The sequence below is a fragment of the Mesorhizobium sp. GW821-FHT07A06 genome, assembly GCF_059419085.1.
In genome coordinates, this window is record NZ_JBWKRC010000020.1 from 42,740 (window position 1) to 55,974 (window position 13,235).

At 63.8% G+C, this 13,235-nt stretch carries 10 protein-coding genes; 5 read left to right on the forward strand and 5 right to left on the reverse strand.

Going from position 1 to position 13,235, the window contains the following annotated elements; genetic code table 11:
* Positions 1-149: 149 nt before the first annotated feature.
* Positions 150-1,790 carry an acyl-CoA synthetase gene (locus AC07SZ_RS34705; RefSeq protein WP_494917783.1) on the reverse strand — a complete coding sequence of 547 codons (1,641 nt, stop codon included), beginning with the start codon at positions 1,788-1,790 and terminating at the stop codon, positions 150-152.
* Positions 1,791-1,992: 202 nt separating this feature from the next.
* Here AC07SZ_RS34705 and AC07SZ_RS34710 point away from each other — a divergent pair, with 202 nt between their 5' ends.
* Together AC07SZ_RS34710 and AC07SZ_RS34715 are read left to right on the forward strand one after the other, a co-directional pair.
* The gene (locus AC07SZ_RS34710) at positions 1,993-2,958 is read left to right on the forward strand and encodes a sugar-binding transcriptional regulator (RefSeq protein ID WP_172374231.1); all 966 of its coding nucleotides are present in this window, start codon (positions 1,993-1,995) and stop codon (positions 2,956-2,958) included.
* A gap of 86 nt (positions 2,959-3,044) precedes the next feature.
* Positions 3,045-5,099 carry a bifunctional aldolase/short-chain dehydrogenase gene (locus tag AC07SZ_RS34715; RefSeq protein ID WP_494917784.1) on the forward strand — a complete coding sequence of 685 codons (2,055 nt, stop codon included), beginning with the start codon at positions 3,045-3,047 and terminating at the stop codon, positions 5,097-5,099.
* 67 nt (positions 5,100-5,166) lie between these two features.
* Here the strand turns inward: AC07SZ_RS34715 and AC07SZ_RS34720 are convergent, their stop codons facing one another.
* The 3 genes from AC07SZ_RS34720 to AC07SZ_RS34730 all read right to left on the reverse strand — a co-directional run bounded on the left by AC07SZ_RS34720 (position 5,167) and on the right by AC07SZ_RS34730 (position 8,856).
* Positions 5,167-6,219: a substrate-binding domain-containing protein gene (locus AC07SZ_RS34720; protein WP_056565665.1), complete on the reverse strand. Its 1,053-nt coding sequence runs from the start codon at positions 6,217-6,219 to the stop codon at positions 5,167-5,169.
* Positions 6,220-6,267: 48 nt separating this feature from the next.
* A complete protein-coding gene (locus AC07SZ_RS34725; RefSeq protein ID WP_056564354.1) occupies positions 6,268-7,263 on the reverse strand; it encodes an ABC transporter permease in 996 nt (331 codons plus the stop codon).
* 81 nt (positions 7,264-7,344) lie between these two features.
* Positions 7,345-8,856: a sugar ABC transporter ATP-binding protein gene (locus AC07SZ_RS34730; RefSeq protein ID WP_056564357.1), complete on the reverse strand. Its 1,512-nt coding sequence runs from the start codon at positions 8,854-8,856 to the stop codon at positions 7,345-7,347.
* A gap of 137 nt (positions 8,857-8,993) precedes the next feature.
* On the opposite strand from AC07SZ_RS34730, the gene mtnK reads away from it, so the two are divergent.
* Both mtnK and mtnA read left to right on the forward strand, forming a co-directional pair.
* Positions 8,994-10,268 (forward strand): S-methyl-5-thioribose kinase, encoded by a 1,275-nt coding sequence (gene mtnK / locus AC07SZ_RS34735; RefSeq protein WP_494917785.1) that lies wholly within the window; start codon positions 8,994-8,996, stop codon positions 10,266-10,268.
* Positions 10,265-11,359 (forward strand): S-methyl-5-thioribose-1-phosphate isomerase, encoded by a 1,095-nt coding sequence (gene mtnA / locus AC07SZ_RS34740; RefSeq protein ID WP_172374233.1) that lies wholly within the window; start codon positions 10,265-10,267, stop codon positions 11,357-11,359. The genes mtnK and mtnA overlap by 4 nt, the downstream gene beginning before the upstream one ends.
* 10 nt (positions 11,360-11,369) lie before the next feature.
* On the opposite strand, the gene AC07SZ_RS34745 is transcribed toward mtnA, so the two are convergent.
* Positions 11,370-11,909 carry an Lrp/AsnC family transcriptional regulator gene (locus AC07SZ_RS34745; protein WP_056564366.1) on the reverse strand — a complete coding sequence of 180 codons (540 nt, stop codon included), beginning with the start codon at positions 11,907-11,909 and terminating at the stop codon, positions 11,370-11,372.
* Between the two features lie 48 nt (positions 11,910-11,957).
* On the opposite strand from AC07SZ_RS34745, the gene AC07SZ_RS34750 reads away from it, so the two are divergent.
* The gene (locus tag AC07SZ_RS34750; RefSeq protein WP_494917786.1) at positions 11,958-13,151 is read left to right on the forward strand and encodes an MFS transporter; all 1,194 of its coding nucleotides are present in this window, start codon (positions 11,958-11,960) and stop codon (positions 13,149-13,151) included.
* Positions 13,152-13,235 lie beyond the last annotated feature (84 nt).

Here is a 13,235-nt window from a genome sequence, read left to right on the forward strand (position 1 = left end):
AGCCATTCCCAACCGCTGGAGCACGGCCGCGAGGTCACGGCATGGATCCTAGGGTTTCCGCGACGGAGCTTCGCTCCTGCTCCACCCTAGAATGACGAAGTCGCCGGTCCGCGGCAAATTGTCGAGGTCTAGCAAAAATGACGGTGCGCTCACGCCACCTTGGCCATCTCCCGCAGCCGGAACTTCTGGATCTTGCCGGTCGACGTCTTCGGTATCTCCGCAAAAATCACCGCTTTCGGCACCTTGAAGCGGGCAAGCAGTGCTCGGCAATGCTCGATGATCTCGGCTTCGGTCGCGGTCTTGCCGGGCTTCAGTTCGACATAGGCCACGGGCACCTCGCCCCATTTGTCGTCCGCGCGGGCAACCACACCGCACGACGCCACAGCCGGGTGTTTGTAGAGTGCGTCCTCGACCTCGATCGAGGAGATGTTTTCGCCACCCGAGATGATGATGTCCTTCGAACGGTCCTTGAGCTGGATGTAGCCGTCGGGATGCATGACGCCGAGGTCACCCGAGTGGAACCAGCCGCCGGCGAAGGCTTCGTCGCTTGCCTTGCGGTTCTTCAGATAACCCTTCATGACGATGTTGCCGCGGAACATGACCTCGCCGATCGTCTCGCCGTCGGCCGGCGTCGTCTGCATCGTCTCGGGATCCATGACGGTCAGGCCTTCGAGGGCTGCGTAGCGGACGCCCTGCCTTGCCTTCTTGGCGCTGCGCTCGCCTTTTGCCAGACTGTCCCATTCACCGTGCCATTCGTTGACCACTGCCGGACCATAGGTCTCGGTCAGGCCGTAGAGGTGGGTGACGGCAAAGCCGGCATCGGCCATGCCCGACAGCACGGCTTCCGGCGGCGGCGCGGCCGCGGTGTTGAAGGTGACGGTCTGCGGGAATTCGCGCTTGTCGTCATCCCGGGCATTGATCAGCACCGACATCACGACCGGCGCGCCACACAGATGGGTGACGCCATGATCGGCAATGGCATCGTAGATCGGCTTCGGCCGCACCCAGCGCAGGCAGACATGGGTGCCGGCCTGGACGGCGAGCGTCCAAGGAAAGCACCAGCCGTTGCAATGGAACATCGGCAGCGTCCACAGATAGACGGCGTGCTTGGCCATGCCGGCATGGATCGTGTTGGTGTAGGCCATCAGCGCCGCACCACGATGGTGGTAGACGACACCCTTCGGATTGCCCGTCGTGCCGGAGGTGTAGTTGAGCGAGATGGCGTCCCATTCATCGTCCGGCATCGACCAGGCGAAGCCCTCGTCGCCGCCAGCGACAAAATCCTCATAGTCTGATGCGCCGATCCGCTCGCCTTTCGGATAGGGCGCGTCGGCGGCGTATTCGGGATCATCATAGTCGATGACCAGCGGCTTGACCTTGGCCAGGTCAAGCGCCTGCCGGACGACACCTGAGAATTCACGGTCAACGATCAGCACCTTGGTCTCGGCATGGTCGAGCTGGAAGGCGATGACCGCGGCGTCGAGGCGAGTGTTGAGCGAATGCAGCACCGCCCTGGTCATCGGCACGCCGAAATGCGCCTCCAGCATTGGCGGCGTGTTGGACAGCATGACGGTGACCGTGTCGCCCTTGCCGATGCCGCGCTTCTGAAGCGCCGAGGCAAGCTTCAGCGAGCGACGCCAGAAATCACGATAGGAGGTGCGCTGGCAGCCATGGATGATGGCGGCATGATCAGGATAGGTCTTTGCGGCCCGCTCCAGATAGGTAAGCGGCGTCAGCGGCTGGTGGTTGGCCGCGTTCCTGTCAAGATCCTGTTCGTAGCGATTGCCCATCCCGGTCTCCCCAAAGTTCTTTTCGAGCTTTCTAACCCCAGGACTCTTGTCAGGCCATCCCCCCGGAGGGCCGAAAATGCTATGCTATGCAGGCTTTGTAGAACGGCGATCCCGGATGCACCTTGCCGAGAGACGATCGTGTCCCCGCATCCGAATTTGACTTTTGTCGAGAGCCGTGACTAATGTCAGCCGAGGAGACGGCATGGCGATCCGACCGGCAGAACAGCTCATTCACAAGGCCGCCTGGCTCTACTATGCGCATGGCCTGCGGCAGGACCAGGTTGCGAGCCAGCTTAACATTTCCCGTGCTTCGGTGGCCATGTATCTGCGCAAGGCGCGCGAGACCGGCATCGTCAACATCTCGACCTCGACGCAGCTGTTCACCGACGATGTGATGGCGCGCAAGCTCGAGGACGCGCTGGGCCTCGACGCGGTCTGGATCGCGCCGGAGAACGGCCACATCCCCGACCCTTCGACTGATATCGCCGTGCTGGCGGCGAGCGTCTTTCTGGAACTGGTCAAGAAGGGTGACCGCATCGGCGTCGCCTGGGGCCGCACCGTCTACATGATCGCCGACATCATGTCCTATGCCGACCTGCAGGAGGTCACGGTGGTGCAGCTTTGCGGCAACCTCGGCGCACCCTACTCCTATCGGCCCGACCAGTGCACCATGGAAATCGCACGCCGGCTCAACGCCAAGGGGTTGAACTTCTATGCGCCGCTGGTGCTGTCGACGGAAGAGCTGGCGCGCGCGCTGCGGGACGAACCGGTGATCCGCGAGCAGTTGTCGGGAATCAAGGACTGCGATCTCGCACTCTACTCGGTCGGCGCGGTCGACGCAGAGAGCCATCTGGTCAAGTGCGGCGCGCTGACATCGGGCGAGATGGCGGAGCTGCGCAGCCGAGGTGCCGCGGGCGTCATTGCCGGGCAGATCATCGACGCCGAGGGCAAGGTGCTCGACTGCAGCTACAACCGCCGGGTGATCTCCGCCGAGCTTGCCTCGCTGCGCGCCATCGAAAAACGCCTGATGGTGGTGCAGGAGGACAGCAAGTTCGAACCGCTGCTCGCGGCGATCGCCGGCGGGCTCTGCACGCATCTGGTGGTCGGCGCGCATATGGCGCAGCGGCTGCTCGATCATGCCGGAGCGGCAACCCAAAAGGCATCCTGAACCAGCAACCTTTCGCCGGCGCATTGTCATCAAGGCGTCGCGGCATCCTGTTTCACCACCCAAGACAGCAACTGGACGAAGCGAACATGAAGAACCTATGGAACGACGAAGCGGCGGAGAAACTTGTCGCCGACTATGCCAAGAAGGGCGTCGGCCGCGACCTGGCCTTGCGCGTCTACACCACGCGGCTGCTGGGCGGCGTGCCGCAGCTCGTCCTGCATGGCGGCGGCAACACCTCCTGCAAGATCAAGGCAACCGACCTCGTCGGCGATGAATGGGACGTGCTCTGCGTCAAGGGCAGCGGCTGGGACATGGCCGTCATCGAGCCGCAAGGCCTGCCGGCGGTCAAGATGGGCGCCCTGCTCAAGGCGCGCGCGCTGGACAAGCTCTCCGACGAGGACATGGTGGCGCTGCAGCGGGCGAACCTGATCGATCCCTCTTCGCCCAATCCCTCGGTCGAAACGTTGCTGCATGCCTTCCTGCCGCACAAATTCGTCGACCACACCCATTCGACCGCGATCCTGGCCATCGTCGACCAGGAAGATTCGAAGCCGCTGGTGAAGACGGTCTTTGGCAGCAAGATGGGCTACGTGCCCTACATCATGCCAGGCTTCGACCTTGCCAAGGCGGCGGCCGACGTTTTCGATGCCGACCCGACCGTTGAAGGGCTGATCCTCGACAAGCACGGCATCTTCACCTTCGGCGACGATGCCAAACAGGCCTATGACCGGATGATCCACTATGTGAACGTCGCCGAGGACTATGTGGCCAGGCACGCCAAGCCGAAGGCGGCAAAGGCCGCGCTGCCGGCAAGGCTCGCGACGCCGGCCTCCATCGCTCCGATGCTGCGCGGCGCCGTCGCGGTGTCGCGCGGCGAAGGCCGCTTCGACCGCATGATCTCCGACTTTCGCACCTCCGACGCGATCGTCGATTTCATCAACTCGGCCGCGATCGCCGACTATGCCGGACGCGGCGTGTCGACACCGGATCTGTCGATCCGTATCAAGACAGGCCCGATGGCGGTGCCGGCGCCCGATGCCGACAAGGCGGGCGACTATAAGGCCATCATCAAGAGCCATGTCGACGCCTTCGCCAACGATTATCGCGCCTATTTCGAGACCAATGACGCGCTCGACGACGTCAAGCGCATCATGCTCGACCCGATGCCGCGGCTGACGCTGGTGCCGGGCCTCGGCATGTTCGGCCATGGCCGTACGCTGAAGGATGCCAAAATCGCCTCCGACGTCGGCGAAATGTGGATCGAGGCGGTGCGCGGCGCGGAAGCGGTCGGACGGTTCCATCCGCTGTCCAAGGCTGACCTCTTCCCGCTGGAATACTGGTCGCTCGAACAGGCCAAGCTTGCCTCCAACAAGCCGAAGCCGCTGACTGGCCAAGTGGTCCTGATCACCGGCGGCGCCGGCGCGATCGGGGCGGCAACGGCAAAACTGTTCGCCGACAATGGCGCCCATGCCGTCGTTGTCGATCTCGATGCCGACAAGGCTGTTGATGCCGCAAAGAAGGCCGGTAACAATTCGATCGGCGTCGCCGCCGACATCACCGATCCGGCCCAGGTGCGTGCCGCCTTCGACAAAGCGGTTGCCGTCTTCGGCGGCGTCGACATCCTGGTCTCCAATGCGGGGGCTGCCTGGGAAGGCCGGATCGGCGAACTCGATGATGCGCTTCTGCGCAAGAGCTTCGAGCTCAATTTCTTCGCCCACCAGTCGGCGGCGCAGAACGCCGTGCGTATCATGCTCGAACAGGGCACAGGCGGGGTGCTTTTGTTCAACACCTCCAAGCAGGCGGTGAACCCCGGTCCGAAATTCGGCGCCTATGGCGTACCGAAGGCGGCGACTTTGTTCCTGTCCAGGCAATATGCGCTCGACTACGGCGCCCATGGCATCCGCTCCAACGCCGTCAACGCCGATCGCATCCGGTCCGGCCTTCTGACCGACGCCATGATCGCCAGCCGCTCCGGCGCGCGCGGCGTCTCGGAGAAGGAGTACATGTCCGGCAATCTGCTCGGCCAGGAAGTGACCGCACAGGACGTGGCTCAGGCCTTCCTGCATCACGCGCTGGCCGAACGCACCACCGCTGACGTGACGACTGTCGACGGCGGCAACATCGCGGCGGCGCTGCGGTAGGCATTTTCGGCTGACAACAAAAAAGGGCGGCTCACGGCCGCCCTTTTCATATCTGTCGTGACGATCCTTACTTCGCGTTCGGATTCGGCATCCAGGCCGGCATGGCGACATCGGCATGGGCGAACTGCGGCAGCTTGGCCGACAGGTCTTCCATGTTCTTGATGTCCTTGTCGATCAGTTCCTTCTGGGTGATCAGCGTCGGCGGCACAATGACGTTGTGGCCGGGGTCCTCACCAGCGAGCAGCTGTGCCAGAGCGCGCACCGAGACCTGGCCGACAACGGCCGGGTTGGTCGCCGCGGTCGCTGCCCAGGCGCTGTCGGGCTCGCGCATCGCCGCGATATCCGAAGTCGAGATATCGGCCGAATAGATCTTGATGCCCTTGTTCAAGCCGGCTTCGTCGACGGCGATCTTCACGCCCTTGGCGAATTCGTCATAGGGGGCGAACATCACCTTGATGTCGGGATGAGCCGACAGCACCGAACGCGCCTGGTTGGCGACGGAGTTGGCGATCGGGTTGTCGAGCGTGCCGAACATGGCCACTTCCTTGATGCCCGCATACTTCTTCTTCACGTCGACCCAGGTCTCGTTGCGGCGGTCGAGCGGCGCGATGCCGGCGACATAGACATAGCCGGCATTCCAGCTTTCGCCATTGTCCTTGACCGCCTGCTCGAGCGCGAGGCGGGCAAGGTCTTTGTCCGACTGTTCGATCTGCGGGATCTTGGGGTTTTCGACATTGACGTCGAAAGCCACCACCTTGATGCCGGCGTCGACAGCGCGCTGGGCGGCGTCCTTCATCGATTCCGTCAGGCCGTGCTGGATGATGATGCCCTGTACGCCGAGCGCGATCGCCTGGTCGACCATGTCGGACTGGAGGGCGGCGTCCTGGCGGCTGTCGAGCACGCGCAGATCGATGCCGAGCGCCTTCGACTGCGCCTCGACGCCCGAGAGATAGGCCTGGAAGAAGTCACCAGTCGAGAGATAGCGCACCAGCGCGATCTTGACGCCGGGCTTGTCGAACGGCGCCGGCTTGTCCGCGGCCAGCGCGGGAAACTGCATCAGCATGGTTGCCCCGGCCAGCCCGAGCGCCACCTTCCCCAGAAGTCTTCTTGTGATGTTCACCTTGTTTTCCTCCACTCTTGTTGAGCCCAAAAACCTATCCGGCCGAAATTATCTCCGGCCCCTGCCCGACAAGGCAAAGGTGAAGACAAGGGCGACGACCAGAACCACGCCCTTGACGAAATCCTGCGTGTAGTAAGGCGCGTTCATCATCGTCAGGCCTTGCAGCAGGATGCCGACGAACAGCGCGCCGACGGCGGTGCCGAAGGCGTTCGGCTTGGCGGCGCCAAGCACCGCGTAGCCGATCAGCGCCGCGGCGACAGCATCGAGCAGCAAATTATTACCCGAGGCGATATCGCCGCGTCCAAGCCGGGCAGCGAGCAAAATGCCGCCGATCGAGGCAAAAACTCCTGAAATAACGTAGGCCCAGATCTTGTATGCCTTGACAGGCGCGCCGGCGAGTTCAGCGGCGCGCTCATTGCTGCCGACCGCATACATCATCCGCCCGAAGCGCGTGTATTCAAGGAAGAACCAGATCAGCACGGCAAGCACCAGCAATACGACCACCGACACCGGAATGAGGTTCGGGATGAAGAAATCGAAGCGGTGGCGGCCGAGCGCAAGGAAGGCGTCGGAGAATTTGCCGTTGGCGACCGAACCGTCGGGCATGGTCATGCCGGTGGCGATGGAGCGGCCCTCGGTCGGGATGCGCTGCAAGCCGACAAGCAGGAACATCATGCCGAGCGTGGCGAGCAGGTCCGGCACGCGCATATAGACGATCAGCCAGCCATTGATCAGGCCGACAATGGCACCGATGAGCAGGCAGACGACCACGGCGACGACGGCATTCTGCTCCAGCACCACCATGACATAGGCAGCCGCCATCATGGCCGATGTGGCGACCGAGCCGATCGACAGGTCGAAGCCGCCGACAACCAGCGTGGCGGTGACGCCGAGCGCCAGCACGCCGGTGATGGCGACGGACTGGAAGATGAAGACGGCACTTTGCGGCGAGACGAAACCGTCGGCCGCGATCGCGAAATAAGCGACGAGTCCGACCAGCAGGACGATGAACCCGTAGCGGATTGCGTGGTCGCGCAGCATCATTCAGCGCACCCCGGCGCCGCTGCCCACTTTAGCCAACTCGAACCCATGGTCTCTCCATTCCAATTCCATCGACCGCCACGCTCAGGCAGCGCTGTGCAACGGCCCGCCGGCGACCTCGGCCAGCAGGCGATCGAGATCGACTTCGGCGTTGCGGTGTTCGCCGACGATCGTGTGTTCCGACATCACCAGGATGCGGTCGGCCGTCTCCAGCGCCTCGTCGAGTTCGGTGACGAACAAAAGCGTCGCGCGGCCATGGGCGCTTGCCCTGAGCTTGGCGGCGATGTCGCGCCTGGCCGAGATATCGACGCCCTGAAAAGGCTCGTCGAGCATGAACAGCGCGGCGTCCTGCGCCATCCAGCGGGCGACCATCACCTTCTGCTGGTTGCCGCCCGACAATGCCGACATTTCGTCCTTCTCGGAGCGGCAGACGATGCTGAGTTCCTCGATCTGCCGGCGCGCGGTCGCGCGTTCGAGCCGACGCTTGAGCACGCCCATGTTCGACATCCGCTTCAGGAACGGCAGGCTGACATTACGCTCGATGTTGAAGCCGCCGACAATGCCGCTGGTGGCGCGGTCCTTTGCGACGAGGAACACGCCGGCCGCGATCGCATCGCCGGCGGATCGCGGCGCGTAGGGCCTGCCATTCATCGCCATCGTACCCGACAGCGGCTTGCGCACACCGAACAGCGTTTCGGCAAAAGCGGTCTTGCCGACACCGACGAGGCCGGTGATGGCGACGACCTCGCCATCGCCAAGCGTCAGCGAGATCGGCCTGGCGCCCTGCGCGATGCGCAGGCCTTCAACGGTCAGGACCGGCTTGGCGGAACTTCTGGCAACGATCTGGTCGAGATGGATCTTGCGGCCGAGCATGGCATTGACCGCGCCTTCATAATCGAGCGGCTTGGTGTCAAAGGCACCTGAAACGATGCCGTCACGCATGGAGACGATGCGATCGGCAAGCCGCCTGATGTCGGACATGCGGTGCGAGATATAGAGGATCGCCACGCCCTGCTCGCGCAGCCTGTCGACCAGGGCGAACAACCGGTCGGCTTCGGCGCTGGAGAGCGAGGAAGTCGGCTCGTCGAGGATCAGCACCTTCGGCTGGTGCGCCAAGGCGCGTGCGATCGCCACCATCTGGCGATCGGCCAGCGAAAGGTCGTTGACGCGGGCCTTGAGATCGATGGCCAACCCCATGCGGTCGGCGACGGCCTTGGCCTCGCGGCGCACCCGGGCCGGATTGAACAGGGTCGGCGCGCCCTTGCCGCTCAGCCTGTCGAGCGTCAGGTTGGTGGCGACATCGAGGTCGGCCACGACACCGTCATTGATGTTCTGATGCACGGTGACGACGCCGGAGCGGATCGCTTCGGCCGGCGTGTTCGGCGCGAACTCCTGCCCGGCAAGCGTCATGGTGCCGCCGCCACGCTCGTAGACGCCGCTGATGATCTTGACGAGGGTGGATTTACCAGCGCCGTTGGCGCCCATCAGCACGGTCACTTCGCCGGCATGCAGCTCGAGCGAGATGCCGCCAAGCACCTCGTTGCGGCCAAAGGATTTCCTCAGTCCCTCTACGCGGAACACGGCATTGCCGACCATGCGTTCCTCCCTGACCTCGACGCTATGGTCAATATCGGCAATTGTCAACACGATTGACAATTGCCAGACAGGTTCCTAGCTTGGCCCCGCCGCTAAGGCTCCCTTATGATCGGAGCGCACAGGCGGGAGGGAGACGAATGACTGGGAAATTGCCGTTCGAAGCATTGTCGGTGGAGACGCTTGCAACGCGCCTCGGCACGAACGAGGCGCTGTGCGCGAAGATCGGCAAGGACACGACACGATGGAAGGTCCGCGAAGTCGGCGACGGCAATCTGAACCTGGTGTTCATCGTCGAGGGTGCCGGCGGCGGCGCCATCGTCAAGCAGGCCCTGCCCTATGTCCGGCTGGTCGGCGACAGCTGGCCGCTACCGCTGAAGCGATCCTTCTTCGAGTATCACGCGCTGACCCGTCAGGAGGCGCGCGCGCCGGGCTCGGTGCCGGCGATCTATCATTTCGATGAAGGCCAGGCGCTGATCATCATGGAGTATCTGGCGCCACCACATACCATTCTCAGGCGCGCGCTGATCGACGGGCGCCAGTTGCCCAACATTGCCAGGGATATCGGCCTGTTCATGGCCCGTACGCTGTTCCGCGGGTCCGACCTGTCGATGGTGACCAGGGATCGCAAGGCCGATCTGGCGCTGTTCGCCGACAATGTCGACCTCTGCGACATCACCGAGAACCTGGTGTTCTCCGATCCCTATTTCGACGCGAAGTTGAACCGGCATACCTCGCCGCAACTCGACGGTCTGGTCGCGGACCTGCGTGCCGACCGCGACCTCAAGGTGGAGGCGCAACGGCTGAAGCACATCTTCGCCGCCAATGCCGAGACGCTGCTGCATGGCGACCTGCATTCCGGCTCGATCATGGTCACCGACACAGAGACCCGGATGATCGATCCGGAGTTCGCCTTCTACGGGCCGATGGCCTTCGATGTCGGCATGCTGCTCGCCAATTTCTGGATGTCCTTCTTCTCGCAGCGCGGACATGAGCAGAAAGGCAAGCGCGACGCCATGCGCACCTATCTGCTCGGGGTCACCGCACAGACATGGGCGGTGTTCCGCGCCGAGTTCTCGCATCTGTGGCGCACCGAGCGCACCGGAATGCTCTATCAGGGAAGCCTGTTCGAGGATCAGGGCGACATACTCGCCGCGGAGCAGGCGCTCGATCACGTTCTGCACCAGATCTGGACCGATCTTCTCGGCTTTGCCGGCATCGAGGTGCACAGGCGCATCCTCGGCCTTGCCCACAATGCCGATTTCGAGACCATTGCCGACGAGGATCTGCGCGCCTCCTGCGAGGCGAAGGCGCTCAAATTCGGCCGTCACATCGCCGTCAACCGGCGGCGGATACACAGCATCGACGAGGTCAACAATCTGGCCGCGCTGATCGAACAGGAGAGCAGCATTTGAACGTCGGCGAGCGCCACTATCGCACCATCTGGCTGAGCGACGACGGACGTTCGGTTGACATTATCGACCAGCGTTGGCTGCCGCATGATTTCCGCGTCGAGACGATCGGCACGGTTTCCGGCATCGCCACCGCCATCCGCGACATGTGGGTGCGCGGCGCGCCGCTGATCGGCGTCACCGCCGCCTACGGTGTCGCCCTGCAGATGGCCGACGACCCATCCGACGAAGCGCTCGATGCCGTTTGGGAAACGCTGCACGAGACGCGCCCGACGGCGATCAATTTGCGTTGGGCGCTCGATGAGATGCGGCGCTTCCTCAAGCCGCTGCCAAAAGAACAACGCGCCGAAGCCGCCTATCGGCGCGTTGGTGAGATCGCCGACGAGGATGTCGGTCTGAACCGCGCCATCGGCGAGAACGGTCTTGCCGTCATCAAGGCGATCGCGGCGCGCAAGCAGCCGGGTGAGACGGTCAACATCCTGACACATTGCAATGCCGGCTGGCTGGCCACCGTCGATTACGGCACCGCCACCGCGCCGATCTATCTGGCAACCGAAGCCGGCATTCCGGTCCACGTCTATGTTGACGAGACCCGACCGCGCAACCAGGGCGCCCAGCTGACCGCGTGGGAGATGGCAGGCCACGGCGTGCCGCACACTCTGATCGTCGACAATGCCGGCGGCCATCTGATGCAGCGCGGGGCGATCGACATGGTCATCGTCGGCACCGACCGGACCACCGCCGACGGCGATGTCTGCAACAAGATCGGCACCTATCTGAAGGCGCTCGCCGCCGCCGACAATGACGTGCCGTTCTATGTCGCGCTGCCCTCGCCCACCATCGACTGGACGGTGCATGATGGGCTCAAGGAAATCCCGATCGAGCAGCGCTCGGCCGACGAGGTCTCGCTGGTATGGGGCAAGACCGCCAGCGGCGAGATCGCCCAGGTGCGCATCTCGCCCGAAGCGACGCCCGCGGCCAATCCGGCCTTCGACGTGACCCCGGCGCGGCTGGTGACTGGCTTGATCACCGAACGCGGCATAGCCAAGGCATCGCGCGAGGGCCTGAAGGCGATGTTCCCCGAACGGGCATAGCCCATGCCGGCTAGTACAGCGGCTTGCTCATGTGGTTGGGCGTTGGCCATTGCGTGGTGACGCCGGGCTGCACCGGGCGCTCGAGATAGGTCGACAGCACCACATAGCTGCGGGTCGAGGTGACGCCGGGCGTTTCGTAGAGGCGAGCGAGCAGGCCTTCCAGCGCCCGCGTGTCTTCGGTGCGGACCTTCAGCAACATGCAGGTGTCGCCGGCGACGGTGTGGATCTCCTCGACTTCCGGATATTGCGAAACCGCCATCAACTCCGGGGTCTTGCCCCAGCCCCTGGTGTCGATATGCACGAAGGCCAGCAGCGGCTTCTTCACCGCCTTGGGGTCGATGATCGCGGCTGTGCCGCGAATGGCGCCGCTGCGCCGAAGACGCTTCACCCGCTCATGCGCGGCTGGCGGCGAAAGCCCGACCCGATCGCCGAGTTCCGCATAGCTGACGGTGGCATCGTCGACGAGAACGCCTAATATCTTTCTGTCAATTGCGTCGACATCGCGGGGCGCCGGCGTGTTCCGCGGAATGGTATCTGTTTCTTCATCCATATCGACAATCCTGATTGCCACAGAATTTAATACGGCCATTATGGCCATATGTCGAACAGCAATCAAGTAACAGCCCTGCCAACGGATGCCAGGCCGCCGATCCCGGCCCTCGCCTATCTGTTGACCGGATGCATCGCCGTGATCGGCTCGAATTCGCTGGTCCTGGGCCCGATAGCCCCGGCCGTGGCGTCGTCCTTCGCGAGCAGCGTCCCGACCGTGATGATCGCGGCGGCCGCCTTTGGGCTCGGGACCTCGGCAAGTGCCCTGTTCCTGGCCCGCTATATCGACCGGCTCGGCGCCCGCCGGATGCTGCAGGGGGCATTGCTGTTGCTGGCCATGGCCCTGGTTGCCAGCGCGGCCGCACCGATACTGGCCGTGCTGGTCGCGGCCCAGCTGGTCGCAGGTATTGCCGCCGGCGTCGCCATGCCGGCGATCTATGCGAGTTCGGCGGCGATCGCGCCGCCCGGCCGCGAAAGCGGGACCATCGGCGTCGTGCTGACCGGATGGACGCTCAGCATGGTGGCCGGTGTTTCGCTCTCGGCCGTGCTTGCCGATCTCGTGCACTGGCGCGCCGTCTTCGCGGCCGTCGCGGTACTGGCAATGCTGGCGCTGACCAGTCTCACCATGACCTCGCTGAGCGACATCAGGAAGAGCGGCCCGGCCCCGACGCCGCTGGCGGCGCTCGGCATTCCCGGCATCGTGCCGCTTCTCATCGCCTGCGCCGCCTTCATGACCGCCTTCTACGGTGTCTATGGCTATCTCGGCGACCACCTGCACAGCGGACTTGGCAAACCGGTGAGCGCCAATGGATGGGCAGCCCTTGCCTATGGCATCGGCTTCGGCACGGCTGCTCTCCTCGACGGGGTGATCGATCGCCTGGGCGCACGCCGCGTCATGCCATTCGCCTATCTTCTAGTCGCCATCGTCTATGTCGCGATCGCCGCGAGCAGCCACAGTTTCGGCCTGACGCTCGCCATGGTGGCGGTTTGGGGGCTTGCCAATCATTTCGGACTGAATGTCCTGGTGATGAGCCTTTCGGCGCTCGATCCCTCACGGCGTGGCACGATCATGGGCCTGAACAGCTCGGTAACCTATCTGGCGGTCTTTGTCGGCACCACCGGTTTCGGGCCGCTCTATTCCAGCTTCGGCTTTGCGGTCTGCGCGATGGTTGCGGCACTGCTGATGCTGGTTGCCGCAGCGGCGGCAGCGTGGCGCACGCGACAGATCGCTTCTTTTACGTGATTGCTCCAGTCGACGGAACGTGATTGGCCACCGGCCTTTCGCCCGGTTGACAGTGACACCCCCGCCCCTCCATACAAAAGCCCG